A 25923-nucleotide genomic window follows, 5' to 3' on the forward strand; every position below is an offset into this window, starting at 1 on the left:
AAAATGGGGCGATCGACGGGGATTGAACCCGCAACCTCCGGTACCACAAACCGGCGCTCTAACCAATTGAGCTACGATCGCCATGGACGCCGCTCGGCGTCGCGATGGCGCTCCATAAGGAAAGGCCCCGGCGGACGCAAGCCGGCATCGGCCGCAACGCTAACTCTACTCTTTCATTATCGTTGGGAATGCCTACATGGAGAAAGCTTGGAAGGGGCCGATCCGTGCTGTCTCAACGTACCCGCTACGCCATCCGCGCCCTGCTCCATCTCGCCGATAAACATGGCCAGGGGCCGATCCAGCTTGCCGAGATCGCCGAGCGGCAGAATATTCCGGCCAAATTCCTCACCGTCATCCTGTCGGAGATGAAGCGGGCCGGCTTCGTCGAGACGATGCGCGGCAAGGAGGGCGGCTATTGGCTGTCGCGCGCGCCGACCGAGATCACCTATGGCGATATCGTGCGCGCGACGCGCGGATCGCTGGCGCTGGTCCCCTGCGCGGCGCGCCTTGCCTACACGCCGTGCGACCATTGCATCGACGAGGCGGAGTGCCGCCTGCGCGGCGTAATGCTGTCCGTGCGGGACGAGACGGCGAAAATTCTCGACCAGCTGTCGCTCGCGGAAAGCATCCCCGCCTGACCCCGCAGGCGCTAGGCCGACTCCGCAACGATCCCGGAATACTGCGGCCTTGAGGCGCTTTAACGAGGCCTGAATGGGTACGGTGAACCGTGCCGATATTGCGCTTAGCCCTTCTTTTCCTGTCGATTTTTCGTTGACGCTCTTTCCCCCCGCGTTATGTCAACGGCAGGAACGGCGTTCGAGCCGGGCCGATATAATGCTTTGGGAGCTGCTCGAATGAAGAAGCTGAGCCTCGTTATTGTCGCCGCCGGCCTGATGGCTCTGGCTGCCTGCAACAAGCAAACCCCGGCTGAGAACGCCGTCGACAACGCCGCCGCCGCCCTGGAAAACCAGGCCGACGCGCTCGAGAACGCCGCTGACGCCGCCACCAACGAGGCGACCGAGAGCGCGCTCGAGAATGCGGCCGATGCGGTCGAGAACAAGGCCGACGCGGTCGAAGATTCGAAGTAATGGGCCGGCTCCGCACGGAGCCGTCATTGCTGAACGAGACGGGCGTCCCCTTCGGTGGGCGCCCGTTTTGCTTTGAACCAGCCCCGCTTCAGTCCGTCGCGGGCGTGATGCGCGTGGTAAGCCGGTCACTGACCACCGTCATGGTGAAGATCGGATCGGCGTCGGGGGGAACCTCGCACACCGCGTCCTCGAACGCGGCCCGGGTCGCGGGCTCCTCATAGGTCATCTTGTGGTCGAAGGCGTAGCGCCAGGTGGCCTCGTCGGGCCATTCGGCATAGCCGACGAAGCGGCCATCGGCGTCGCGGTGGAGGCGCGAGCCATAGCTGCCATATTTATCCCGGATCAGTTCGGTGCCGCGCGTCCACGCCTTGACGAACTGCTCCTCCTTGCCGGGATGCACCCGCCACCAATAGACTGCGACGAACATGAACTGCCCCTCCCCTTCCGCCTTATAGATTCGGCAGCGACTGGTCCGCCACGCCCCATCCCTTGAGCGTCCTCGATGTGGCCCGCTTCAGCAATGTCTTCGTATCACGGATCGTGAAGGCACCGGCCTTGTCGAAGCCGTCAAGCTCCTCCCATCCGATCGGCACCGCCACCGGGGCATTCTCGCGCGCCCGCGCGCCATAGGGCACCACCGCGGTCGCGCCCCGCTGGTTGCGCAGATAATCGATGAAGATGCGGCCCACCCGCTTGGCCTTGGCCATGTTGGCGACGAAGCGCTCGGGCTCGGCCTGGGCCAGCGCCTCGGCGAAGCGGTGGGAAAAATCCTTGACCACCGGCCATTCGGCCTCGGGCCGCAACGGCACGACGACATGGATGCCCTTGCCGCCCGACAGCATCGGGAAACTGACCAGCCCGATGTCGGCCAACATCGTCCGGATGTCCTTCGCCGCCTTCTTCACGTCGGCGAAATCGAGCCCGACATCGGGATCGAGATCGAAGATCATGCGATCGGGCTTCTCGATATCCTGGACCCGCGATCCCCAGATGTGGAACTCGATCGTCCCCATCTGCACGCAGGCAAGGATGCCCGCCGCGTCGTCGAGATAGAGATAGTCCTCGGTCTGGCCGTCCTTCTCCCGGATGGGGACGTGGTGGACATGGTCGCCGAACGAACCCGAATCATGCTTCTGGAAGAAGCATTGCTTGCCGCGCCCCTGCGGGCACCGGACCAGGCTGACCGGGCGGTGCGCCAGCCAAGGCAGGATCAGCGGCGCGATCGTCCGGTAATAGCCGGCGAGATCGCCCTTGGTGACTTTCGCCTCGGGGAAGATCACCCGGTCGGGATTGGTGATCTTCACATCCGAATCTTCGGGCTTGTCGACCTGTTCCACCGGCATCGGCTCCTCCCGTCGTACTTCGGCGGCCTTCTTGTCCGAACGCAGGCCGATGAAGCTGGCCTGGCGCAACACATCGTCATGAGTGAATTCGGCGAAGGCGATTTCGGCGACAAGATCGGGCTCGATCCAGTGAGCGCCCCGCCGCTCCGCGCGGGGGACGTCGGCAGCGGGCGTCTCGCGGGCGCGCTTCTCGAACTTCGCCGTCAGCATCTCCATGCTGTCCTGGTTGAAACCCGTGCCGACCTTGCCGGCATAAACCAGCTTGCCGTCCTTGTGCTGGGCCAGCAGCAGCGCCCGGAAGCGCCGACTGCTCTTGTCGCTGCGGCTCCAGCCGATGATCACGAACTCCTGCCGCCGCGTGCATTTGACCTTCAGCCAGCTGGTGCTGCGATCCCCGCGATAGATCGCGTCGGCGCGCTTCGAGATGATGCCTTCCTGCCCCGCCCTGCACATCGCGGCGTATAGCTTCTCGCCGGCGCCGATGACATGATCGGCATAATGGATCATCGGATGCTGGTCGGGCAACAGCCCGGCAAGCCTCGTCTTGCGTTCCACCGTGCCGAGGCCCGTCAGATCCTGTCCGTCCAGCGACAGCAGGTCGAAGGCGAACAGCTCGAAACCGCCGCCTTCGCCCTTGATCGCCTTCTGCAGGGCGGAGAAGCTGGGATTGCCCTGCTCGTCGAGACTGACGATCTCGCCGTCGATCAGGGCCGGGGGCAGGTCCAGCGCGGCGATGGCGTCGGCGACGGGCTGGAATTTCTCGGTCCAGTCGAGGCCCGAGCGGGTGTAGATCTTCACCTTGCCGCCCGCCGCCGCGACCAGCGCGCGATAGCCGTCGAACTTGATCTCGTGGATCCAGGCGCTGCCGGTGGGAACGCTGTCGACCAGCGTGGCAAGCTGGGGCTTGCGGAAAGCCGGCACCTTGCCGCTGCCAGGGGCCAAGGCATTGCCCGATCTCTTGCGGCCCCGGCCTCCGCCGGGGCGACGGCTGACTTCAGCGGCATGGCTCTCCGCCTTTGCCATCAAAGCATCGAACGCCTTGCCGCGCTTGCCCTTCAGGCTGGTCTCGCCCTTCCTGTCGGCGGCGATCTCCGCCATCGTACGGCCGGTCTTCACGCTGGTCAGTTCGCGCGCGACGAGATCGTCGCTGCCGCCCGCCGCCTCGTCGTCGATCTTGCGGAGCAGCCAGTTCTCGCGGCCGCGCTTTTCGCCAGGCCTGGGCTTCAGCCGGATCAGCAGCCATTCGCCCTTCATCCGCTCGCCATCGAGGGTGAAGTGGAGATGGCCCTTCTCCAGGTCCTTCTCGCTCTTGCCTTCGATCGGCGCCCAGCTGCCCTTGTCCCACAGCATCACCGTGCCGCCGCCATATTCGCCCTCGGGGATACTGCCCTCGAATTCAGCATAGGAGATCGGGTGGTCCTCGGTGCGGACGGCGAGACGCTTGTCGGCGGGATCGAGGCTGGGGCCGCGCGTCACCGCCCAGCTCTTCAGCACGCCATCCATCTCCAGCCGGAAATCATAATGGAGCCGGGTCGCATCATGCTTCTGGACGATGAAGCGGTGACGGTTGGAAGGGTCGAGCTTTCCAGCAGGCTCGCGCGTCTTCTTGAAATCGCGCTTGCGATTATATTCGGAAAGGCCCGCCATCGCTCAGGCCCGCTTGCGCGCCGGAGCTTTCGCGGCGGCCGGCTTCTTCGCGGGAGCCTTGCGCGCCGGTGCGGCCTTCTTTTCCGAAGCCGCCGGCCTGCCGCCCTCGACCGACTTCTTGAGCGCGGCCATCAGGTCGATGACATTGCCCTTGGCGCGGGGCGCCTCTTCCGCTTCCTCCTCGATGATCTTCCTGCCCTTGGCCTTGCGCTTCTTCTCGATCAGCGACTTGAGCGCATCGACATAGCGATCGTGGAACTCGCCCGCGTCGAACGTACCGCTCTTCTTCTCGATCAGCGTCTCGGCGAGATCGAGCAGGTCGGCATCGGGCTTGCTGTCGGGAATATCGCGGAAAAAGCCCTGCGCCTTGCGCACCTCGTCGGCATAGCGCAGCGTCTCCAGCACCATGCCGCGTCCGCACGGCTTCAGGCTCACCACATATTCGCGCCCGCGCATCGCCAGCTGGCCCAGCCCCACCTTCTTCGTCCGCCGCAGCGCATCGCGCAGGACGATATAGGCTTGCTCGGCCAGTTCGTCGGCGGGGACGACATAATAGGGCTTCTCGAAATAGATAACGTCGATCGCATCGGCATCGACGAACTGGATAAGCTCCAGCGTGCGCTTGCTCTCCAGCTTCACCGCGTCGATCTCGTCCTGCTCGAGCAGGACGTAATTGCCCTTCGACACCTCATAGCCCTTGACGATGTCGTCCGCGTCGACCGGGCCGACGCCGGGCACCACTTTCTCATATCTGATCCGCTTGCCCGACGGCTCGTGGATCTGGTGGAAGGCGATCTGCGCGCTGCTGCCGGTCGCATTATATATCTCGACCGGGATCGAAACGAGCGCGAGGCGGATCTGCCCCTGCCAATAGGCACGCGCGGCCATGATGATTCCTCCTGCGGAACGATGTGACGATTCAACCGCAGCGGCGCAGCTTCGTTCCCCTCTCTGCGCTAGGCGCATCGCAAAAGCCTGTCATAGTGCGGCGATGGACATCACCCGTCGCACCCTGCTGGCCGGAGCCGCCGCGCTGCCCGCCGCCGCCGAAGCCCTGGCGCAGGGCGAAGCGATGCCGCCGCCCGCCGAACTGGCGAGGGACGATGGCTGGTGGTCACGGGTGGCCGCGCTCTACGATGCACCACCGGACGAGACGATCCAGCTGGAGGCCGGGCAGTTCGGCGCGATGGCGACCAATGTCCGCCGCGTCTATGAGCGCCGGCTGGCGCGGATCAACCGGGAGACGACGATCTACACGCGCGGGCCCCTCGCCGCCGACCTGGCGGCGGTGCGCGAAAGCGCGGCCGCGCTGCTGGGCGTCGGCGTCGACGAGATCGCCTTCACGCGGGGCGGCAGCGAATCGATGGCGGCGCTGATCGGCGGCTATAACCGGCTGAAGCCCGGCGATGCGGTGCTCTATGCCGACCTCGACTATGACGCGATGCAGACGGGGATGGAATCGCTCGCCCGGCTGCGCGGCGTGAAGGCCGTGAAGATCGACCTGCCCGAGCCCGCCACCCGGCAAAACATCATCGACGCCTATGAACGCGCCCTGCGCGATCACCCCGCCGTGCGGATGATGCTGCTCACCCATCTCAGCCACCGCACCGGGCTGGTGCCGCCGGTCAAGGAGATCATCGCGCTCGCGCGCGCCCGCAATGTCGATGTGCTGCTGGACGTCGGCCATGCGCTGGGCCAGCTCGAATTCTCGCTGCGCGACCTGGGCGTCGATTTCGCGGGGATCAACCTGCACAAGTGGATCGCCAGCCCGCTGGGCGTCGGCCTGGTCTATATCCGCAAGGATCGCATCCCCGACATCGACCCCTGCCTGCTGGAGGGGGCGAGCGACCGGATCGACGCGCGGGTCCACACCGGCACGGTCAACTATGCGGCGCTGCTCACCGTCCCCGACGCGATCACCGTCCACCAGTCGATCGGCCTCGCCAACAAGGCGGCGCGGCTGCGCCACCTGCGCGATCGCTGGGCCGAGGTGCTGCGCGACGACAAGCGCTTCGAGATACTGACGCCCGACGATCCATCGATGCACGGCGGCATCACCTCGTTCCGGATCAGGGGCCGGACCAGCCCCGCCGACAATATCGCGCTCCGCAAGGCGCTGTTCGAGAAGCACGGCATCTTCACCGTCGAGCGGCTGGGGCCGGCGAAGGGCGCCTGCGTCCGCGTTTCGCCCAGCTTCATCAACGACAGCGCCCAGATCGACCGGCTGGTGAAGGCGTTGCGCGAGCTGGCGACGGTGACGGTGTAGCCGGACCGTGGCTTCCGCTTTCGCGGGAGCTTTGAATTCATCCTCTCCCTCCAGACCTGTCATTCCCGCCCTTCGACTGCCTGCAAGGCAGGCGCTCAGGATAAACTTCGGCTATATGCCGAAGGCGGGAATCCATATTCTCTGAAGTTCGAGCCTCTTGGCGGAAGGCTTATGGATCCCCGCATCCGCGAGGATGACGCGTGTTGGGAGCGGACGCTCTTTACGCAAAGGTCCCGGCTGCGCGGGAATGGCGATCCAAGAGTCCACCCGCCGCAGGAACCGGAAGCGCCCCTCTTGCGTAGTTAGGATGACCAGCCCCTGGCGAGTGCGCATATGAGCAGCTTCGTTTCCGTCAGAACGCCCCTGAAAATGGCCGGATATTGTCTGGCCCTGGCGCTGTCGTCGGCGGGTGGGGCGGAGGAAAGGCCCGTCAATGCGGCGGGCTATCCGACGATTTCCCTGGCCGAGGCGGGGCTGTCGGTCATGCCGCCGCATCCGGCCAGCGGAACCTCCACGAGTCCCGCCTGCGCCCGGACCGTCCGGCGCGAGGGGCAGACCGTACGCACCGACCCTTCTTCACAGCTGTTTCGGTGCCAGCGGTCCCGAGAGGCGAACGCGGCATCCCAATCGGAGCGGTAACCATCCTCAGCTGATCAGCTTGCGGAGGGTGGCGATCGTGTCGGCCTCCTCCGGCGGCTTGTCGCGCCGAATCCGCGCGATGCGGGGAAAGCGCATCGCCACGCCCGACTTGTGCCGCTTGCTGTCATGCACGCTGTCGAAGGCCAGTTCGACCACCAGCTTCTTCTCGACCTCGCGGACCGGGCCGAAGCGGTTGAGGGTGTTGTTCCGGACGAAGCTGTCGAGCCATTTCAGCTCCTCGTCGGTGAAGCCCGAATAGGCCTTGGCCACCGGCAACAATTCGCCCTCATCCGACCAGCAGCCGAAGGTATAGTCCGAATAGAAGCTCGACCGCTTCCCATGGCCGCGCTGGGCGTACATCATCACGCCATCGATCGTCAGCGGATCGCGCTTCCATTTGTACCACAGGCCGGTGCGCCGCCCCGCCACATAGGGGCTGTCGCGGCGCTTGAGCATCACACCCTCGATCGCCGCGTCGCGAGCGCCGGCGCGGGTTTCGGCGAGGTCCTCGAAATCGCGCGCGCCGATCACGGCCGAGACGTCGAAGCGGTCGGCGTCGAGCCGCGCCGCGAACGCCTCCAGCCGGGCGCGGCGCGCTTCCCATGCCTGTTCGCGCAAGTCGTCCTCGCCCTCGATCAGCAGATCATAGAGGCGGACGAAGGCGGGATAATCGGCCAGCATCCTGGCCGAGACATTCTTGCGGCCGAGCCGCTGCTGGAGCGCGTTGAACGAGGCGGCCGATCCGCCATGCTCGGCCGCGCCCTGCGCCTCGCCACGCACCAGCATCTCGCCATCGAGCACCGCGTCGATCCCCTGCGCCGCCGCCGCAATGTCGGGGAAAGTGGCGGTGATATCGTCGCCGGCCCGGCTGTAAAGGCGCACGTCGCCGCCGGTGCCGACGATCTGGACGCGGATGCCGTCCCATTTCCATTCGGCTGCATAATCGGCAAGGTCGACCGTCCCCTCCTCGAGCGGATGGGCGAGCATGAACGGACGGAAGAAGGGGGTGCCGCGAGGATCGGGCCGCTCGCCGCCCTGCCCCCAGGCGAACAGTTCGGCATAGGGCGGCCGCAGCGCGTGCCATACCTCTTCGACCGCATCGACATCGAGACCGAACGCCTGCGCGAAGCCCGTCTTGGCGAGCCGCGCAGAGATGCCGACCCTGAGGCCGCCGGTCGCCAGCTTGAGCAGCGCGAAGCGGCCGCTGGCATCGAGATGGTCGAGCATCTCGCCGAGCGCCGCCGGGGCCTCGGCCCGGCCCAGCTTCGACAGCCGATCGATCACGGCCGACAGGGTCAGCGAACCGTCGTCGATCTCGGCGGGCTGATCGATCCGCTTCGGCCAGATCAGTGCCACTGTCTCCGCGAGGTCGCCGACATAGTCGCGGCTCATCCGGAACAGCATCGGATCGACCCGCTCGTCGACGATCGCGTGGATCGCCGCGCTCTTGACCGCCGGCAGGCTGAGGTCGCCGGTCAGCGCCGCGAGCGCCCAGCCGCGATCGGGATCGGGGGCGTCACGCATATAATCGGCGATCAGCGCCAGCTTGGCGTTGCGCGAGCGGGTGTAGACGAGGCCGTCGAGCAGTTGGGAGAAAGCGCGCATCAGGCGGGCCTTGCCTCAAAACCGCCGTCATCCCGGACTTGATCCGGGATCCCGCTTTTCTTGCCCACGTCGGAAAAAGAAGCGGGACCCCGGGTCAAGCCCGGGGTGACGAAAATATGACTTCGCATCATCCCTCGTCCTCATCCTCATACCCCACCAGCGCCAGCGCGCGGGCGCGCATCTGGTGGAGGTCGCACCAGTGGACCAGGGCCTCCTCGCGGCCGTGGGTCACCCATATTTCGGAAGGGGCGACCTCACGGATCGTCGCGGTCAGCTCATCCCAATCGGCATGGTCGGATATCACCAGCGGCAGTTCGACATTCTTCTGCCGCGCGCGCTGGCGGACCCGCATCCAGCCCGAGGCCATCGCCGTGATCGGATCGGGCAGCCGCCGCGACCAGCGATCGTTGAGCGCCGAGGGTGGGGAGATTACCACCTTGCCGCGCATCTGATCGGCCGAGGCGCCGGTCGCCGGGTAGAGCTCGCCCAGGTCGACGCCGAAATCGCGATAGAGGTCGCACATCCGCTCCAGCGCGCCATGGATGTAGATCGGATCGGCATGGCCGTGGGCGCGCAGCTCCGCGATCACGCGTTGCGCCTTGCCGAGCGCATAGGCGCCGACCAGCACGCAGCGATCGGGCGCGGCGTGGAGCGCGCCGAGCAGCCGATCCATCTCCTGCCCGATCGGGGGATGGCGGAACACCGGCAGGCCGAAGGTCGCCTCGGTGATGAAGATGTCGCAATTGACCGGCTCGAAGGGCGCGCAGGTGGGATCGTCGCGGCGCTTGTAATCGCCGGTGACGACGACCCGCTCGCCGCCATGCTCCAGCAATATCTGCGCCGATCCCAGCACATGGCCGGCGGGCACATAGCTGATCTCGACCCCGCCCAGCCGGATCGTCTCGCCATAGGCGACGGGCACGCCCTCGGTCGTGCCATAGCGCAGCGCCATGATCGCCAGCGTCTCCGGCGTCGCCCAGCTGGCGCCGTGGCCGCCGCGCGCGTGATCGGCATGGCCATGGGTGATCAGCGCGCGCTCGACCGGCACCGACGGATCGATCCAGGCATCGGCCGGCCGGACATAGATGCCACGGGGGGAAGCTTCGATCCAATGCGCCATGCCCGATAGACGATAGCGCGCGACGGCGGTTCCCTCCAGCGACGGCGAAACCGCTATAAACGGCCATATATATCACAGTTTCGGGTGACAGCCGCCGTGACGGTCGATAATATGTTACCATCCGTAACATGGAATCCCGCCCATGGCTTTCACGATCAAGGTCAACGGCACCGATCGCAGCGTCGATGTCGATGAGGATACCCCGCTGCTGTGGGTGCTGCGCGACGATCTTGCCCTCACCGGCACGAAGTTCGGCTGCGGCGTCGCGATGTGCGGGGCCTGCACCGTGCATATGGACGGCCAGCCGCTGCGGTCCTGCTCGATGCCGGTTTCGGCCGTCACCGGGGAGATCACCACGATCGAAGCGGTCGACGGACGCGAGGCCAAGGCGGTGCAGGATGCGTGGATCGCGCATGACGTGCCGCAATGCGGCTATTGCCAGTCCGGACAGGTGATGAGCGCGGTGGCATTGCTGCGCGAGAATCCGAAGCCCGACGACCGGGACATCGATCTGGCGATGAACGGCAATCTGTGCCGCTGCGCCACCTATGTCCGCATCCGCGCCGCGATCCACAGCGCGGCCAAGGCACTGGAGGCCTGATGATGGGCAGCCACGATCTCCACCTCTCCCGCCGCGACGCCCTCATGGGCGCGGGCGCGCTTGTCATCGGCCTGTGCCTGCCGCTGGGCGGCGCCAAGGCCCAGGGCGCGGCCAAGGGCCCGCCGCCGATCCATCCGAACGCCTTCATCCGCATCGGCGCGGACGACAGCGTGACGATCATCTCCAAGCATATCGAGTTCGGCCAGGGCCCCTATACCGGCCTCGCCACGATCGCGGCCGAGGAGCTTGACGCCGACTGGTCGAAGGTCCGCGTGGAAAGCGCGCCCGCCAATGCGGCGCTCTACGCGAATCTCCAGCTCGGCGCGCAGCTGACCGGAGGATCATCGGCGATCGCGAACAGCTACGACCAGCTTCGGCGCGCGGGGGCGATGGCACGGGCGATGCTGGTGCAGGCGGCCGCCGCCGAGTGGAAGGTGCCCGCCACGGAGCTTACCGTGGAGAAGGGCGTGATCAGCCATGGGAAGAGCCGCCGCTCCTCGGGCTTCGGCCGGTTCGCGGCAGCGGCCGCCAAGCTGCCGATGCCGAAGACGGTCACGCTCAAGGACCCGTCGGCCTTCACCCTGATCGGCAACGACAATGGCGTGCGGCGCGTCGACAGCAGCGCCAAGTCGACCGGGCGCGCGACCTTCTCGATCGACATGTCCGCGCCCGACATGCTGACCGTCGTCGTGGCGCGCAGCCCGCGCTTCGGCGGCAAGCTCGCCAGCTTCGACGCGACCGAAGCGCTCAAGGTCAGGGGCGTCGTCGCGGTCAAGCCGATCTCGAACGGCGTCGCCGTCTATGCGAAGGGCATGTGGCCCGCGATCAAGGGCCGCAAGGCGCTCGCCCTTAGCTGGGACGACAGCAAGGCGGAGATGCGCGGCACCGAGGAGATGCTCGCCGACTATCGCGAGAAGACCAAGAGCCCCGGCCTGTCGCATGGCGCCACCGGCAAGGCCGACGCGGTGCTGGCGGCGGCGGGCGGCCAGGTGATCGAGGCCGAATATCTTTTCCCCTATCTCGCCCACGCGACGATGGAGCCGCTCGACGGCTTCATCCTGTGGGACGGCACCACCGCCCGCGCGCGCTTCGGTTCGCAGGGCCAGACGCTCGACCAGGCCGGCATCGCCAAGGTGTTCGGTATCGGCATGGACAAGGTCGAGATCGAGACCCTGCTGGCCGGCGGCAGCTTCGGCCGCCGCGCGCAGACCAATGCGCAGTTCGCGGTCGAACTGGCCGAGGTCGCCAAGGCGATGCCGGTCGGCACCCCGGTCAAGCTGGTGTGGACCCGCGAGGACGATATCCATGGCGGCTATTACCGCCCGATGTTCGCCCACCGTTTCAAGGGCAAGGTCGACAAGGGCCGGATCACCGCCTGGGCCCATACGGGGGCCGGGCAGAGCTTCATGATCGGATCGGCGTTCGAGCCGTTCGCGGTCAAGAACGGCGTCGACGCGACGATGAGCGAGGGGGCCAGCAAGCTGCTCTACGCCATCCCCGATTTCCGCTGCGACATGCATGTCATGAAGTCGCCGGTGACCACCTCCTTCTGGCGGTCGGTGGGCCATACCCATACCGGCTATGCGGTCGAATGCTTCGTCGACCAGCTGCTGGCCGCCGCCGGGCAGGACCCGGTCGAGGGTCGCCTGGCGATGATGGGCGACAACCCGCGCGCGGCGGGCGTGCTGCGGGCGGTAGCAAAACTCGCCGGCTGGAAGGGGCCGCAACCATCGGGCGGACGCGCGCGCGGCGTGGCGGTGGTCGAAAGCTTCAGCTCCTATGTCGCCCAGATCGCCGAGGTATCGGTCGGCGACAATGGCGAGCCGCGCGTCCACAAGGTCTGGGCGGCGGTCGATTGCGGCGTGGCGGTCAATCCCGACGTGATCCGCGCCCAGATCGAAGGCGGGATCGGCTATGCGCTGGGCCACGCCCTCTATGCGGAGGTTCCGCTGGTCGAGGGCATTCCCGCCGTCTCCAACTTCAACGATTATCGTTCGCTGAGGATCAACGAGATGCCCGAGATCGAGGTCTTCATCGTCAAGTCGGCCGAGGCGCCGACCGGGATCGGCGAACCGGGCGTCCCGCCCCTCGCGCCCGCGGTCGCGAACGCGATGGCCGCGCTTGGCCAAAAGCGTCCGGCCCGGCTGCCGATGGTGCGGGCATGAGCGGCCGGATCGCCGCCGTCGCCGCACTGGCGGGGCTCGCGCTCGCGGGCGCCGGCCTTGCCGCCGACACGGGACAGCCGGCGCCGCCGATGGCGACCGAACTGAAGCCGCTTTCCGATTTCCAGTCGATCGCCAACCGCAAGCAGCGCTCGCTGGCGCTGTTCGCGGAGGTCGGCAAGGTCATCCAGCATCCGCGCTGCCTGAACTGCCACCCGGTCGGCGAGCGCCCCACCCAGACCGACGCGATGCAGCCGCACATGCCGCTGGTCGTGCGCGGCGATGGCGGCATCGGCGCGGCGGGCCTGCGCTGCACCACCTGCCATCATGACCGGAATTTCGATCCGGCGGGCGTGCCGGGCAATCCCAAATGGCATCTCGCGCCCGAGGAGATGGCGTGGGCCGGCAAGTCGCTCGGCGCGATCTGCGAGCAGATCAAGGACAGGAAGCGCAACGGCGGCCTCGCCATGCCCGAACTGATCCGCCACATGGCCGAGGACGAACTGGTCGGCTGGGGCTGGCATCCCGGCGGCAAGCGCACCCCCGCGCCCGGCACCCAGGCGCAGTTCGGCGCGCTGTTCAAGGCATGGGCGGAATCGGGAGCGCATTGCCCGCCGGCGTGAACTGCAAGGCTTCCCAAGCCGTGATGCGTGAACCATCGCGGCTCCGTTATCAGTTCTCGGCCCATTGCTCAGCCGCCTGGCGGTCGGCGCGATAGCCGGCCAGCCTCTCTTCGACCTTCCCCGACTGGGCATTGGCCTCACGCTGCCGCGCCGCCGCTTCGTCGTAGAGGAACGGCAGATCGGCGTAGCGCGTGCCCCTGGTGACGGGCAGCGCCTCGTGCAGCATGCCGCAGCCGAAGATCACCGCCCCGCCGGTGGGCGCGCGGTATCGGCGCGAGCCGAATTCGGGGAAGACCAGATCGCCCCCCTCGAAGCCGTCCGCGTTGAGGTTGATCGTACAGGCGAAACGGCGGTGCGCCGTGCCCGCCGTGGTATTGTCGCGATGCGCCGCGAAGAAGCCGCCCGCTCCATTGGCGCTGTCGTAACAGGCGACGATATAGCGCTCCACGCGGGTGACGCGAAAGTTCAGGAAACGCTCGATGAGCGGAACCAGCCGTCGGCGCAGCCTGATCCGGATCTGCTCGCGCAGCGCTTCGTCGTCGATGGACAGGTCGGCGCGGCGCTTGGTCCGGTCGTCGACCATGCCGATCGTCTTCCCGTCGACTTCCCGCATGAAACCCGAGGGCCTGCCGCCCCGGGATTCGTAAAGCCCGACCAGATGCCGGCACAACGCTGGTTCGAAGACGCCCGGCACGATCAGGACCGGAGCATGCCCTTCGTCGCGCGGCGCCGACAGCTCGTCGGCGAGCCGGGCGAGCAGCGCGTCGCCCTCGCCGATCGGCGCGCGGGCGAGGACCCGCAGCATCGGATCGACCAGCAGCCAGAAATCGGTTTGGCCGCCCTCGGCGTCGATCGCGCCATAGCGCCGCGCCACGGACCCATCATAGTCCAGGAACCATCTGATCCCGGGCAGCAGGGTCGCGACCCGCCCGGCCGCGACGTCGCCCGGATCCCGCGTGACGCCGAAGAAGCGGGCGCGATCATCGTCGAACAGGCTGCGCCGCGCGATCAGCTGGCGCGCGGCAACCGCGCCCGCCTCGCTGCCCGCACTGCCCAGGAACAGCAGCGCCAGATACCGGCCCGCCTGGGTTTCGAAATGGAAATCGGGCGAGTTTCCGAGCACCGGCGCCGCGAACCAGGGCGCAATGTCCCCCGGCAGCGGCGCGGCTGCCCCCGCTTCACGCTGGACGGTCATCAGCCTTCGCCCGGCTCCTCGGCCAGGTCCTCGGCGGCATTGTCGATCTGTTCGGGTTCCTGGCCGCCGGTCACCGCATAGGACATGTCCCCTTCCCGCCAATAGGCGACCGAGGCCCCGTCATGGCGAACCGCCGCCGGCTCCTCCGGGGCGTCGCTGTCGGCGCGGATCGCGAAGATCGAGAGCTTCTGATCCTCGGGCGTGCGGACCATCAGCTGAAGTGCCGGCCCACTCTGGGAAGGGAATATCTGCGCATCGGTCACGGTCCAGCGCGCGGGCAGGCGAGGAAGCCGTATCTGCGTCTGGCGCTGCACCTCCCCGGCATCGAAGCGCGGGGTTTCGACCTGCGACGCCATCGCCTCGCGCAGCAGGCCGGTATGGTAGGCCTCGACCGCATCGCCGATATATTCGGGTGGCTTCGCCATCACGTCACGCGCAGGCATCAACACGATCGCCAGCAGCGCCGCAGCCGCCAGCCCCTGCACGATGCGCGTCGAGAACAGATGACGCAGCCGGCGCCCCTGCCCCTCGCCGAGCCGTCCCGCCAGCCGGGCCGCCGCCTCGCGCATCGCCGCCGGCGGCTCGTCCATCCCCTCCGCCAGCAGGCGCAGACTGGTCCGCAGCCGCAGGTCCCCCATGAACCGCCGGGCCGCCTCCGCGTCATGGGCCAGATGGTCCTCCACGGCGAAGCGGCGGCGCAGATCGAGTTCACCGTCCAGATAGGCCTGGATCTCAGCTTCGGTGACGGGTTCAGGATGCATCCTTGCCTCCCACGATATGGAGCCGCGTGGCTTCTGCGGCGGCGGGCTCGCGCAGTGCGGCGCGGGCGCGATGGAGCCGCGACATGACCGTGCCCACCGGGACGCCCAGGGTGGTCGCCGCCTCCTGATAGCTGAGCCCCTGCACCCCGATCAGGCTGAGCACCGCCCGATGCTCCTCGGGGAGCCCTTCGAACCGGGCGCCGATTTCGCGCAGGTGGACCACATGTTCCTGATGGGCTGGTGCGACCAGCCCTTCCTGAAGCTGGCCGATGCGCGTGTTGCGGCGCTGTTCATTCCCTTCGCGGCGCTTGGAGTCGATGAAAAGATTGTGGAGGATGGCGAGCAGCCAGGATCGCAGCGCATGTTCGGCACGATAGGTGGCGGCGCGCTCATAGGCGCGCAGCAGCGCCTCCTGGACGAGGTCGTCGGCGGCGACCGGATCGCGCGTCAGCGCCCGCGCATAGGCGCGCATCCGGGGCAATTCCCGTTCGATGTCGGCTGATGTCCATCCGCTCATGCCCCACCATACGGCGGGGCGCGGCCTTTATTCCATCGACGAGGCGCGGTTCAGCCGGCGCTCCGCCAGCAGATCGGCCACTGCCACCGCCGCCACGATGCCCAGGGCCAGGAAGGCCATCTTGCGTTTCGGATTGGCGGGGGCGGCGATATAGCCAAGCGCCGCCAGATCGAAGATGTCGCCCGCCAGCCGCCAGCGCACCGGGCCCACACTGGCCGGCGCAATCAGCCCGGCGACCCCGGTGGCGATCTCGCGCGCGGCGGCGATGCGGAACAATCGGCCGCCCATCTCGGCGCCCGCGCCGATGCCGCGCCCGAAGCGCGGCCCCAGGATCATGTCGGTGACGCCTGCCGCCAGGCTTGCCGCGCCGACCACGCGGCCGATCGTCTCGGCCTTCATCTCATCCTCCCACCTGTCGCACGGCCAACGCCGCCAGCCGCCCAAAGCTCCCTGCGCTAGTCAGGCGGCGCGCTTGCGGCGGGTTTCCCAGCCTTTCTTCGCGGCCGCCGAGCGCTTTTCATCGCTCTGTCTGGATCCCGACTTCCGGCCGCCCTTCCGCGAAGAATCGTGATTTTCCTTCTTGCCGCGACCCGAACCCGATTTGTTGCCGCCGCCCGATTCCTTGTTCACCGTAGCCCAGGCGCGGCGCTCGGCCTCGTCCTTGCCGACGCCGCGATCCTCATAGCCTTCCTCGATATGCGCGGCCTTCCGCTTCTGCTTGTCGGTATAGCTGCTCTTGTCGCCACGGGGCATGACGTCTCTCCTATGCCCGCTCCGCAGCTCAAAACTCCATCCGGGCGACGCTGTTCCAGCTATTAGCGAATTGGTCCAATGACTTGATGTGGATCAGTCTCGTCTGAGAATCGCTCGCAGCAGCAGCCGTATCCCCCGTCGCGCGTTCTCCCGCCGACACCACAGGAGGAATGACATGGCACAACCGGAGTTCACCGACGCGATAGCCCTGCTGAAGGCCGACCACCGCAAGGTGGAGGGTCTGTTCGAACAGTTCGAGAAGGCACGGGGCGACGCGACCAAGCAAAAGCTTTGCCACCAGATCTGCATCGAGCTGAAAATCCACACGCTGCTCGAGGAAGAAATTTTCTATCCCGCGCTGCGCGGCAAGATCGAGGACGACACACTCGACGAGGCCTATGTCGAGCATGACGGCGCCAAGGTGCTGATCAACGACCTGGAGGCGGCAACCCCCGACGCCGATTTCTACGATGCCAAGGTCAAGGTGCTGTCCGAGGAGATCAAGCATCACGTTCACGAGGAGGAGATGCCCAAGGAGGGCATGTTCGCCCAGGCGCGTGATACCGATGTCGATCTGGTAGAGCTGCGCGACCGGATGCTGGCCCGCAAGCAGGAACTGATGGCGCAGGCCGAGGCATCGGGCCTGCCGGCAGCGAAACCGCACGCGGTCAACCTCGTAACCGCCTGAGGAAGGGGCCGTGCCGGCTGGACAGCCGGCACGGCGGCCTCAGGGCCGAAGCCTGTCCTTCGGAGGCCGAGAATGAAAAGATATGCCTATGGGTGGCTGACGGCCATCTTCTTCCTGGTCTCGATCGCCGGCCATTGGGTGTTCGGCTGGTTCGCCTATGTCGACGAGGCGGCCCAGCACGCGCAGCAGCCGCAATTCGCCGAATATGCGGTGCTGATCGCGCGCGACACGTTCGAGAACTGGCAATCCGAATTCCTCCAGCTGATCTGGCAGGTCGTCGGCCTCGCCTATTTCCTCTATGTCGGCTCCCCGGCGTCGAAGGAGAATGACGACCGGCTGGAAGCCAAGGTCGACGCGCTGCTGCGCCTGACCGGCGAGCGGGGCGAGAAGATCATAGCCGATCTCGACGAGCGTTATCTGCGCACCCACGGCCACGCCCTGCCCCACGCGCATGGCGAGCCCCCCGTGGGAGAGTAAGCCGGCGATGACGGAGACCCTGTCGGCGACGTTGCCGGACGATGTCGAGGCGCTGACCCATGGGGTTCTGGAGCGGGCGGTCGCCGCCAAGCTTTCGCTCGTCACCGCCGAGAGCTGCACCGGGGGGCTGCTCGCATCACTGCTGACCGATGTCGAAGGGTCCAGCCATGTCTTCGAGCGCGGCTTCGTCACCTATAGCGAGGAGGCCAAGTGCGAACTGTTGGGTCTGAGCCAGGCGATGATCGACGAGTGCGGCGCGGTCAGCGAGGAGGTGGCGCGTGCCATGGCGCTCGGCGCGCTCGCAGGATCGCATGGCGACATCGCGCTGGCGATAACGGGCTTCGCCGGCCCGGGCGCGCCCGGGGACGAGCCCGGCCTGATCCATTTCGCCTGCGCCCGGCGCGACGGGCCCATCGCCCATCGCGAGGTTCATCTGGGGCCGCTCGATCGCGGCCCCGCGCGGATAGCCTGCATCCGCATCGCACTGGAGATGCTGGACGAGGCGATTACCCGAATCCCCTAGGCGCGGCCCCAAGGAATCGCTATCGGGCGCGCCATGACCGAGACCGTCTCCGAGATCGCCCCCGCCCCCATCACGCCACAGGTCGTCGCCGAGCACGGCCTGTCCCCCGAGGAATATGAGCGCATCCTGCATGCGATGGGGCGGACGCCGAACCTGACCGAACTCGGCATCTTCTCGGTGATGTGGTCCGAGCATTGCAGCTACAAGTCGAGCCGCATCCACCTGAAGAAGCTGCCGACCACCGGCCCGCAGGTGATCTGCGGCCCAGGCGAGAATGCCGGCGTGGTGGACATCGGCGACGGCCAGGCCGCCATCTTCAAGATGGAGAGCCACAACCACCCATCCTATATCGAGCCCTATCAGGGCGCGGCCACCGGAGTCGGCGGCATATTGCGCGACGTGTTCACCATGGGCGCCCGCCCGGTCGCCAACATGAACGCGCTGCGCTTCGGCCGGCCCGACCATCCCAAGATGCGCCACCTGATCTCGGGCGTGGTCCACGGCATCGGCGGCTATGGCAATTGCGTCGGCGTGCCCACCGTCGGCGGCGAGGTGAATTTCCACCCCGCCTATGACGGCAACATCCTGGTCAACGCGATGACGGTGGGCGTCGCCGAGACCAACAAGATCTTCTATTCGGCGGCCTCGGGCGTCGGCAATCCGATCGTGTATGTCGGCTCCAAGACCGGCCGCGACGGCATCCATGGCGCGACCATGGCCTCGGCCGACTTCTCCGAGGATTCGGAGGAGAAGCGCCCGACCGTGCAGGTCGGCGACCCCTTCACCGAGAAGCTGTTGATCGAGGCCTGCCTGGAGCTGATGGCATCCGACGCGATCGTCGCAATCCAAGACATGGGCGCGGCCGGACTCACCTCCTCCTCGGTCGAGATGGCGTCCAAGGGCGGGGTCGGCATCGAGCTGGACATGAACGCGGTCCCCTGCCGCGAGACCGGCATGACCCCCTATGAGATGATGCTGTCGGAATCGCAGGAGCGGATGCTGATGGTGCTCCAGCCCGGCCGCGAGGGCGAGGCCGAGGCGATCTTCCGTAAATGGGAACTCGATTTCGCGGTGATCGGCCATGTCACCGACACCGGCCACATGATCCTGAAGTTCAACGGCGAGACGGTGTGCGACATCCCGCTCGGCCCGCTTGCCGACGAAGCGCCGGCCTATGACCGCCCCTGGGTGCCGACGCCGAAGCGCGCGCCGCTCGGCCCGGTGCCGGCCAAGGGCAGCGTTCCCGACAATCTTCTCGCGCTGATGGCGTCGCCCGACCTCGCCAGCCGCCGCTGGATCTGGGAGCAATATGACCACATGGTCGGCGCCGACACCGTCCAGCGGCCTGGCGGCGATGCCGCCGTGGTGCGCGTCCACGGGACGAAAAAGGGGATCGCGATCAGCACCGACTGCACGCCGCGCTACGTCTTCGCCGATCCGGTGGAGGGCGGCGCCCAGGCGATCGCCGAATGCTGGCGCAACATCACGGCGGTCGGCGCGAAGCCGCTCGCGACCACCGACTGCATGAACTTCGGCAACCCGCAGCGGCCCGAGATCATGGGCCAGTTCGTCGGTGCGATCGAGGGCATGGCCAAGGCCTGCGCGGCGCTCGACTTCCCGATCGTGTCGGGCAATGTCAGCCTCTACAACGAGACCAAGAATGACGACGGGACGGGCAGTGCGATCCTCCCGACGCCGGCGATCGGCGGCATCGGCCTGCTCGCCGATATCGACGCCATGGCGACGATCGCCTTCAAGGGCGAGGGCGAGCATGTCCTGCTGATCGGCGACGATGGCGACCATCTCGGCCAGTCGCTATGGCTGCGCACCGTCGCCGGCCGCGAGGACGGCCCGCCCCCGCCGGTGGACCTGGAGCTGGAGAAGCGCAACGGCGATTTCGTCCGCGAGCTGATCCTCGACGGCAAGGTCAATGCCGTCCACGACATCTCGGACGGCGGCCTGCTGGTCGCGCTGGCCGAAATGGCGCTGGCCGGCGGCATCGGCGCCAAGATCGAGGAACTCGACCATGTGAAGGCCTTCGGCGAGGACCAGGCCCGCTATATCGTCACCACCGGCAACAGCGACGCGATCCTCGCCGCCGCGCTGACCGCGGGCGTCACCGCGCGCCGCCTGGGCACGACGGGCGGCGACAGCATCGTCGGCATTCCCCTCGCCAAGCTGCGCACCGCGCATGAGGGATTTTTCCCCGGGTTGATGGGGGCGTGACCAACGATCCTCCCTGCGCGAAGCGTGGGGAGGGGGACCACCCGCAGGGTGGTGGAGGGGTATTCGCGCTGGCCGCAAGCCCGAGACCGCTCGCAAGCAGGCACGTCAACTCCGCAAGGCGATGAGCCTGCCGGAAGTGCTGCTGCGGCAGGAACTGCGGAAGAAGGCGGCGGGCGCGAGGTTCCGGCGCCAGCATCCGATGGGCCCCTATATCCTCGATTTCTACTGCGCAGAAGCAAAGCTGGTCATCGAGGTCGATGGCATCAGCCATGACATGGGCGATCGGGCGGAACGCGACGAAGCGCGGGACGCGTGGCTGAAAGAACAGGGTCTCAAGGTTCATCGCATTTCCGCCAAGGACGTGTTGCGAGACCCTGTGGCCGTGGCCGATTCCATCCGTCGCCTCTGCGAGGAGCGCGGATAACCCCTCCACCATTCGCTTTGCGAACGGTCCCCCTCCCCATGCTTCGCATAGGGAGGATCTTTTAGCCCGCCGCGCTGCGCGCCATCTTTTGCGGGGTGAGCTGCTCGATCTCGATCGGCTCGTCGAAGGCGACGCCGAAGCGTTCCTCGTCGGCCCAGCGGACGGCTGCGGCGATCCAGTGGCCATCGCCGAAATCGATCTGCACCAGATCGCCGTCGCGGAAGCAGATGCCGCATTCGAGCATCGCGCCCGAGCGCGACAGGTTGCGCACCCGCCCGCTTTCGGTGCCGCGCGCGCTGCGGATCGTCGCCGTGCGGAGCACCGCGACGCGCGGGTCGCGGGTCACCAGCAGGCCGGGCATGGCGAATTTGGTCGAGCCGGCGACGCGGGCCCGTGCCTCGTCCGATGGCATCGGACGTCCGAAGATATAGCCCTGGATATGGCTGCAGCCCAGCGAGCGGATCAGCGCCAGTTCGTCCGGGGTCTCGGCGCCCTCGGCGGTGGTCTCCATGCCGAGGCTGTCGGCCAGCGCCACGATCGCGCGGATGATCGCGGCGTTGCGATTGCCGGGCACGGCGGCGCCGCGCACGAAGCTCTGGTCGATCTTGATCTTGTTGAACGGCGCCTTCTTCAGATAGCCGAGCGACGAATAGCCGGTGCCGAAATCGTCGAGCGCGAAGCGCACCCCGATCGCCTTGAGACGGGCGAACATCGTGTCGGTCGCGGCATCGTCGTTGAGGAAGACGCCCTCGGTGATCTCCAGCTCCAGCCGGTGCGCCGGGAGCTGCGCCGCCGCCAGCGCCGACATGACGATGCCGGGCAACGCCGGATTGGCGAACTGGATCGGCGAGATGTTGACCGCGACGCGCACGCCATCGGGCCAGTTGACCGCCTCCAGGCAGGCGGTGCGCAGCACCCATTCGCCGATCTGCGGGATCAGCCCGATCTCCTCCGCCACCGGAATGAAATCGGCGGGCGAGACGGGGCCGCGCGTCGGGTGGTTCCAGCGCACCAGCGCCTCGAAGCAGACCGTCGCCTCGCTCTGCGCATCGACCACCGGCTGATAGACGAGGTGGAGCCCGCCGTCGTTCATCACCTTGCGGAGGTCCATCTCCAGCAGGCGGCGGTCCTTGGCGCTGGCGTGCATCTCCGGCTGGTAGAAGCGATGGACGCCCTTTCCGTCCGCCTTGGCCGCATAAAGCGCGAGATCGGCGTTGCGGATCAGCGCGTCGGCGGCGGCACCATCATCGGGCGCCAGAGCGACGCCGATCGAAGCTCCGATCGAGACATGCGATCCTTCGACCAGATAGGGCTTCGACACTTCCTGGATGATCGCCTGGGCCAGCTGGGTGAGCCGGGTCCGCTCGACGATGCCGGGCAGCACCACCTTGAACTCGTCGCCGCCGAGCCGGCCGACCTGCCCGTCATTGTGGACGACCCGCTGGAGGCGTTCCGCGACCTGGCGCAGCAGGGCATCACCCACCGGGTGGCCGAGCGTGTCGTTGACCGTCTTGAAACGATCGAGATCGAGCAGGAACAGCGCGACCTTCTTCGGCCGCCCCGCGACGTCGCGCATCGATTCGTCGAGCGTGCGCCGCATCATGATCCGGTTGGGCAGGCCGGTGAGCGGATCATAGCTGGCGAGCCGCTTCACCTCGGCCTCCGAGCGGCGCATCTCGGTAAGGTCGGTGCCGCTGCCCCGGAAGCCCAGGAAATTGCCATATTCGTCGAAGGCCGGCCGGCCCGACAGCGACCACCAGCGGACATCGTCGCCCAGCGCCGCGCGCACCGCGATCTCCGAGAAGGCGAGCCGGGTCGCGAGATGGAAGCCCAGCGTCCGCTCGCCATCGCCGGTGCCGGTGCCGTCGCCGCTTTCGTGCAGGACGAGGCCGGTCATCGGGGTGCCTAGCAATTCTTCTACGGTCCGACCGAAGACGGCGGGGATCTGCGGCGAGATATAGCTGATCAGGCCGCGATCGTCGGTTTCCCAGAACCAGCCGCGGCCGCTCTCCTCGAACTCGCTCAGCAGCACCGACGCCTTGAGCGCGGCTGTCGCGTTGGTCAGCCAGCGCCGCGAAGCGACATAGCTGCGCTCCGAAATGCCACCGAGAGCGATCGCGGCGATGCCGAGCAGCGGCAGCAGCATCAACCCCGCAACCCACTGGCCGAGCGCGGCGACGACGGTGATCGACAGCGTCAGCCACAGCGCCAGCGCGGCGGTGGGCACGGGCGCGAAGACGAGGGTGGTGATGACCAGCAGCGCGGAATAGGCGATCGCCGCGAGCGGCCATTGCGGCGAGGCCATGTCCGCGGCCGCCCCGAGCATCCATGCCGACCAGCCCAGCCCCTGGACAAGGCCGAACAGGGCGACCACGAAGTGCATCCGTTCGGGGCTGCCCCACCCGGCCCGGCTGCGCAGCGCGAGCAGCCTGACCATGCCGCCGGCCGCCGACACCCCGAGCAGGGGTGCCAGGATCATCCAGGAACCGCCACTGCCGATGGCCGGCCAGCGGATCAGCCAGAGCCCGGCCGCGACCATGAGATTGGCGAGCAGCAGCATCGGCAGCGCATCCACCGCCATGCGCACGCGGTTGGCGATCGACTGGCGATCATGGGCGTCCCCGCGCGGAAACAGCCCGCGCAGGAAGCGAACGCGCCTCGTCTCGCCCTCACCCTTGGCCTCGATCGCCAGAGCCGATCGTCCCCGTACCCGCCGCATGCGGCGCTTCTCCTCAAACCCGGAAATTCGGAACGCCGCCGCCACCATGGCGGAGTCGCGTGCGAACCCCCGAGTCGGGGGTTAACCCAAGCTGCTTAATTTCGTTTGAACTTCGCCGTCGACGACGCTCGCGCGCAGCAGCCAGCGGCGGTCCCCCTCCAGCCCCAGCGCGGTGAGGGTGCCGCTGCGATAGGCGCCGGTATCGATCCCCATGCGGTTGGGCTGGATGTCCGGCTCGGTGCTGATCGAATGCCCGTGGACGATGAAGGCGCCATGATCGCCGCGATGTTCCAGGAACTCATGGCGGATCCAGCGCATGTCGCTGGGATTCTGTTCTTCCAGCGCGATTCCCGGGCGGACGCCGGCGTGGACGAAGACATAATCGCCGAAGCGGATCGCGTCGGGCAGGTTTTCGAGGAACTGGCGGTGCCGCTCGGGAATATGATGGCGCAGCGCCTCGATCGGGGGCAGCTCGTCGCCGAGCGTCGCGACCGGCACGCCATAGCTGGCGAGCGTCTCATAGCCGCCGAATTTCAGCCAGAGATTCTCCGACCGGTCCTCCATCGGGTCCATCGCGCGGACCATCGCCTCCTCATGATTGCCCATCAGCACATGGAAGGTGGCGAAGGCCGGCAGGGCGCTGATCGCATATTCGACCGTCTCGGCCGAATAGGGCCCGCGATCGACCAGATCGCCGAGCAGCACGACATGGTTGTCGGCGTGGGCACGGGCGCCGATATCGTCGCGGATATGGGCGAGCAGCGGGATCAGCAGGTCCAGCCGGCCATGGATGTCGCCGACCGCATAGACGCGCTGGCCGGCCGGTATCTGCGGCCGGGGCGCGTCGCCGCGCCGCTGCGTCAGCGTGTTCATCCGCTGCCGCCAACCGCGATCGCCGCCCTGATCTGGTCCCGCCTGGTTCAAGATATCGTCTCCGAACGGGTAAATATGGCGCTCCCCCGCCGGATTGGCAATGGAAGCGCCCCGGCCCGGACAGGCGCGGTTCAGGTGGATTGGTGATGAGCATCACCACGGCGATGGCCGCACCCCATCTACATGGTTGAAACCCCGCCCCTGTGACGCCATAGAGCAGCCGACCCATGACGCTGAACACACCCATCTCGTCCCGCACATCGCCATCCCAGGAAAGGTCTTTGCTTCGCTCGGTGGCGGTGCGCGCCTGGCGCTGGTGGCATGACCGCCGCACCGGCGGCCGCCGCGACGAGGTGGCGCTGGAGCTCAAGCCCTTCTCCTTCTGGGCTGGCCAGACCAGCGCGCTCTCGGGCGAGGGCGGCAGCAAGCCGAGCCTGGTGCCGGGCTATGCCTTCCACACCGAATATGTCCCGTCGACCGGCGGCCGGCTGAGCTATCGCATCCTGCTGCCGGGGCTGACCGGCACGCGCGGCCAGCTGCTGATCAATATCAACGGCATCACCGAGGATGGCGAATCGGTGGCGCCCAAGGTGATGGCCTTCCCGATCGACAAACTCGTCGCCGAAGGCGGCGAGATCGAGATGTCGAAGCTCGGCGCGCCGGGGCACAGCTACGCGATCATGGGCACGCTGACCGACGATTCGGACGCGCGGGCCGACCGGATCGAGATCAGCCTGACCGGGGGCGACAGCAGCGACGCCCTGCGCGCCCGCTACGATGCGGCCCGGCAGGATTTCCTGTCGGCGCCCGGCAAGGGGCCGCTGAAGAAGCTGGTCGTCAAGCGGCGCGCCACGCTGGCCCAGCCCACTTCGCAGATGTGCACTGCAGCACAGATGAAAGAGCCGGTCTATGCCGACTGGTGCCATCGCATGGCGAACGTCCCCAGCCGCCACCGCAAGCAGTGGGAATTCGTCTTCATCCTGCGGACGCTGGAATATCATGGCATGCTGCGCCCCGGCGCGCGCGGCCTGGGCTTCGGTGTCGGCATCGAGCCGCTGTCGTCGATCTTCGCCGCCAATGGCTGCACGGTGGTCGCGACCGATCTGGCCGCCGATGACGACCGCGCCCAGGTGTGGAACGACACGGCCCAGCTCGGCTCGAACCTGCGCCAGATCCACAATCCGCACCTGTGCGACGAGGCCAGCTTCTTCGAGCGGGTCAGCTATCGCGCGGTCGACATGAACGCGATCCCGGCCGACCTCGTCGATTTCGACTTCACCTGGTCGTCCTGCGCCTATGAGCATCTCGGCTCGATCGAGGCGGGCCTCGCCTTCTTCGAGAATTCGGTGAAGTGCCTGAAGCCCGGCGGCATCGCGGTGCACACCACCGAGCTGAACCTGAGTTCGAACAGTTCCACGCTCGAGAAGGGCGGCACCGTGATCTTCCGCCGTCGCGATTTCGAGGAGCTGGCGATGCGGCTGACCGCCCAGGGCCATGAGGTGATGCCGATCACCTTTGACAGCGGCGACAGCGAGCTGGACCGCTTCATCGACCTGCCGCCCTATTCGAGCGATCCCCACCTGAAGCTGCAGTTGCTGCGCTGGGTTTCCACCTCGTTCGGGCTGGTCGCCAGAAAAAAGTCCTGAAACCCTAAGGCAAAGGGCCGGCAACTC

25 protein-coding genes and 1 tRNA gene are annotated in these 25923 nt (G+C 67.2%); 13 read left to right on the plus strand and 13 right to left on the minus strand.

Annotated elements, in window-relative coordinates:
• Window positions 1–4: 4 nt before the first annotated feature.
• Window positions 5–81 (minus strand) — tRNA-His (locus CMV14_RS20965).
• A 143-nt stretch (window positions 82–224) separates the two neighbouring features.
• Here CMV14_RS20965 and CMV14_RS20970 point away from each other — a divergent pair.
• Complete coding sequence (locus CMV14_RS20970; RefSeq protein WP_066961734.1) at window positions 225–638, plus strand: RrF2 family transcriptional regulator; 414 nt, start codon at window positions 225–227, stop codon at window positions 636–638.
• Between the two features lie 216 nt (window positions 639–854).
• The gene (locus CMV14_RS20975; RefSeq protein ID WP_066961731.1) at window positions 855–1088 is read left to right on the plus strand and encodes a hypothetical protein; all 234 of its coding nucleotides are present in this window, start codon (window positions 855–857) and stop codon (window positions 1086–1088) included.
• 88 nt (window positions 1089–1176) lie between these two features.
• Here CMV14_RS20975 and CMV14_RS20980 read toward each other — a convergent pair whose 3' ends face one another.
• The 3 genes from CMV14_RS20980 to ku are packed head-to-tail and all read right to left on the minus strand — an operon-like array spanning window position 1177 to window position 4966.
• Window positions 1177–1515 (minus strand): antibiotic biosynthesis monooxygenase family protein, encoded by a 339-nt coding sequence (locus CMV14_RS20980; protein WP_066961728.1) that lies wholly within the window; start codon window positions 1513–1515, stop codon window positions 1177–1179.
• Window positions 1516–1537: 22 nt separating this feature from the next.
• Window positions 1538–4078 carry a DNA ligase D gene (gene ligD, locus CMV14_RS20985; RefSeq protein ID WP_066961726.1) on the minus strand — a complete coding sequence of 847 codons (2541 nt, stop codon included), beginning with the start codon at window positions 4076–4078 and terminating at the stop codon, window positions 1538–1540.
• Between the two features lie 3 nt (window positions 4079–4081).
• Window positions 4082–4966 carry a non-homologous end joining protein Ku gene (gene ku, locus CMV14_RS20990; protein WP_066961723.1) on the minus strand — a complete coding sequence of 295 codons (885 nt, stop codon included), beginning with the start codon at window positions 4964–4966 and terminating at the stop codon, window positions 4082–4084.
• A 103-nt stretch (window positions 4967–5069) separates the two neighbouring features.
• Between ku and CMV14_RS20995 the strand changes: the two genes are divergently transcribed.
• Together CMV14_RS20995 and CMV14_RS21005 are read left to right on the plus strand one after the other, a co-directional pair.
• Window positions 5070–6344 carry an aminotransferase class V-fold PLP-dependent enzyme gene (locus CMV14_RS20995; protein WP_066961719.1) on the plus strand — a complete coding sequence of 425 codons (1275 nt, stop codon included), beginning with the start codon at window positions 5070–5072 and terminating at the stop codon, window positions 6342–6344.
• Window positions 6345–6677: 333 nt separating this feature from the next.
• A complete protein-coding gene (locus tag CMV14_RS21005; RefSeq protein WP_066961712.1) occupies window positions 6678–6983 on the plus strand; it encodes a hypothetical protein in 306 nt (101 codons plus the stop codon).
• A 6-nt stretch (window positions 6984–6989) separates the two neighbouring features.
• Here CMV14_RS21005 and CMV14_RS21010 read toward each other — a convergent pair whose 3' ends face one another.
• Both CMV14_RS21010 and CMV14_RS21015 read right to left on the minus strand, forming a co-directional pair.
• Window positions 6990–8588, minus strand: coding sequence for a cisplatin damage response ATP-dependent DNA ligase (locus CMV14_RS21010; protein WP_066961709.1), 1599 nt, complete (start codon window positions 8586–8588; stop codon window positions 6990–6992).
• A gap of 127 nt (window positions 8589–8715) precedes the next feature.
• Entirely contained in the window at window positions 8716–9708 is a 993-nt protein-coding gene (locus CMV14_RS21015) for a ligase-associated DNA damage response exonuclease (protein ID WP_066961705.1), read from the minus strand.
• Window positions 9709–9850: 142 nt separating this feature from the next.
• Between CMV14_RS21015 and CMV14_RS21020 the strand changes: the two genes are divergently transcribed.
• The 3 genes from CMV14_RS21020 to CMV14_RS21030 are packed head-to-tail and all read left to right on the plus strand — an operon-like array spanning window position 9851 to window position 13094.
• Window positions 9851–10309 (plus strand): (2Fe-2S)-binding protein, encoded by a 459-nt coding sequence (locus CMV14_RS21020; RefSeq protein ID WP_066961702.1) that lies wholly within the window; start codon window positions 9851–9853, stop codon window positions 10307–10309.
• The gene (locus CMV14_RS21025) at window positions 10309–12474 is read left to right on the plus strand and encodes a xanthine dehydrogenase family protein molybdopterin-binding subunit (protein ID WP_238147107.1); all 2166 of its coding nucleotides are present in this window, start codon (window positions 10309–10311) and stop codon (window positions 12472–12474) included. Before CMV14_RS21020 ends, CMV14_RS21025 begins: the two co-directional genes overlap by 1 nt.
• Entirely contained in the window at window positions 12471–13094 is a 624-nt protein-coding gene (locus CMV14_RS21030; RefSeq protein ID WP_066961697.1) for an Isoquinoline 1-oxidoreductase subunit, read from the plus strand. Before CMV14_RS21025 ends, CMV14_RS21030 begins: the two co-directional genes overlap by 4 nt.
• A gap of 49 nt (window positions 13095–13143) precedes the next feature.
• On the opposite strand, the gene CMV14_RS21035 is transcribed toward CMV14_RS21030, so the two are convergent.
• The 5 genes from CMV14_RS21035 to CMV14_RS21055 are packed head-to-tail and all read right to left on the minus strand — an operon-like array spanning window position 13144 to window position 16320.
• Window positions 13144–14289: a 2OG-Fe(II) oxygenase family protein gene (locus CMV14_RS21035; protein ID WP_066961694.1), complete on the minus strand. Its 1146-nt coding sequence runs from the start codon at window positions 14287–14289 to the stop codon at window positions 13144–13146.
• A complete protein-coding gene (locus CMV14_RS21040; RefSeq protein ID WP_066961692.1) occupies window positions 14289–15050 on the minus strand; it encodes an anti-sigma factor family protein in 762 nt (253 codons plus the stop codon). The genes CMV14_RS21035 and CMV14_RS21040 overlap by 1 nt, the downstream gene beginning before the upstream one ends.
• Window positions 15040–15567: a sigma-70 family RNA polymerase sigma factor gene (locus tag CMV14_RS21045; protein WP_066961689.1), complete on the minus strand. Its 528-nt coding sequence runs from the start codon at window positions 15565–15567 to the stop codon at window positions 15040–15042. Before CMV14_RS21045 ends, CMV14_RS21040 begins: the two co-directional genes overlap by 11 nt.
• 27 nt (window positions 15568–15594) lie before the next feature.
• Window positions 15595–15966, minus strand: coding sequence for a hypothetical protein (locus CMV14_RS21050; RefSeq protein ID WP_066961686.1), 372 nt, complete (start codon window positions 15964–15966; stop codon window positions 15595–15597).
• Window positions 15967–16026: 60 nt separating this feature from the next.
• Window positions 16027–16320 (minus strand): plasmid stabilization protein, encoded by a 294-nt coding sequence (locus CMV14_RS21055; protein ID WP_066961683.1) that lies wholly within the window; start codon window positions 16318–16320, stop codon window positions 16027–16029.
• A gap of 175 nt (window positions 16321–16495) precedes the next feature.
• Here CMV14_RS21055 and CMV14_RS21060 point away from each other — a divergent pair, with 175 nt between their 5' ends.
• The 5 genes from CMV14_RS21060 (at window position 16496) to CMV14_RS21080 (ending at window position 20658) form a co-directional block, all read left to right on the plus strand.
• Window positions 16496–17008 (plus strand): hemerythrin domain-containing protein, encoded by a 513-nt coding sequence (locus CMV14_RS21060; protein ID WP_066961681.1) that lies wholly within the window; start codon window positions 16496–16498, stop codon window positions 17006–17008.
• A 72-nt stretch (window positions 17009–17080) separates the two neighbouring features.
• Window positions 17081–17485, plus strand: a complete 405-nt coding sequence (locus tag CMV14_RS21065) for a DUF6766 family protein (RefSeq protein ID WP_066961677.1) — start codon at window positions 17081–17083, stop codon at window positions 17483–17485.
• 7 nt (window positions 17486–17492) lie between these two features.
• Window positions 17493–18008, plus strand: coding sequence for a CinA family protein (locus tag CMV14_RS21070; RefSeq protein ID WP_238147108.1), 516 nt, complete (start codon window positions 17493–17495; stop codon window positions 18006–18008).
• A gap of 33 nt (window positions 18009–18041) precedes the next feature.
• Window positions 18042–20234: a phosphoribosylformylglycinamidine synthase subunit PurL gene (gene purL, locus CMV14_RS21075; protein ID WP_066961671.1), complete on the plus strand. Its 2193-nt coding sequence runs from the start codon at window positions 18042–18044 to the stop codon at window positions 20232–20234.
• A gap of 121 nt (window positions 20235–20355) precedes the next feature.
• Window positions 20356–20658, plus strand: coding sequence for an endonuclease domain-containing protein (locus CMV14_RS21080; RefSeq protein WP_066961667.1), 303 nt, complete (start codon window positions 20356–20358; stop codon window positions 20656–20658).
• A gap of 61 nt (window positions 20659–20719) precedes the next feature.
• Here the strand turns inward: CMV14_RS21080 and CMV14_RS21085 are convergent, their stop codons facing one another.
• Window positions 20720–23377: an EAL domain-containing protein gene (locus CMV14_RS21085; RefSeq protein ID WP_066961968.1), complete on the minus strand. Its 2658-nt coding sequence runs from the start codon at window positions 23375–23377 to the stop codon at window positions 20720–20722.
• Between the two features lie 81 nt (window positions 23378–23458).
• Window positions 23459–24250 (minus strand): metallophosphoesterase family protein, encoded by a 792-nt coding sequence (locus CMV14_RS21090; protein ID WP_066961664.1) that lies wholly within the window; start codon window positions 24248–24250, stop codon window positions 23459–23461.
• Window positions 24251–24531: 281 nt separating this feature from the next.
• Here CMV14_RS21090 and CMV14_RS21095 point away from each other — a divergent pair, with 281 nt between their 5' ends.
• Window positions 24532–25896, plus strand: a complete 1365-nt coding sequence (locus CMV14_RS21095) for an SAM-dependent methyltransferase (protein ID WP_238147109.1) — start codon at window positions 24532–24534, stop codon at window positions 25894–25896.
• Window positions 25897–25923 lie beyond the last annotated feature (27 nt).

This window comes from Rhizorhabdus dicambivorans, from assembly GCF_002355275.1.
Classification (GTDB): Bacteria; Pseudomonadota; Alphaproteobacteria; order Sphingomonadales; family Sphingomonadaceae; genus Rhizorhabdus; species Rhizorhabdus dicambivorans.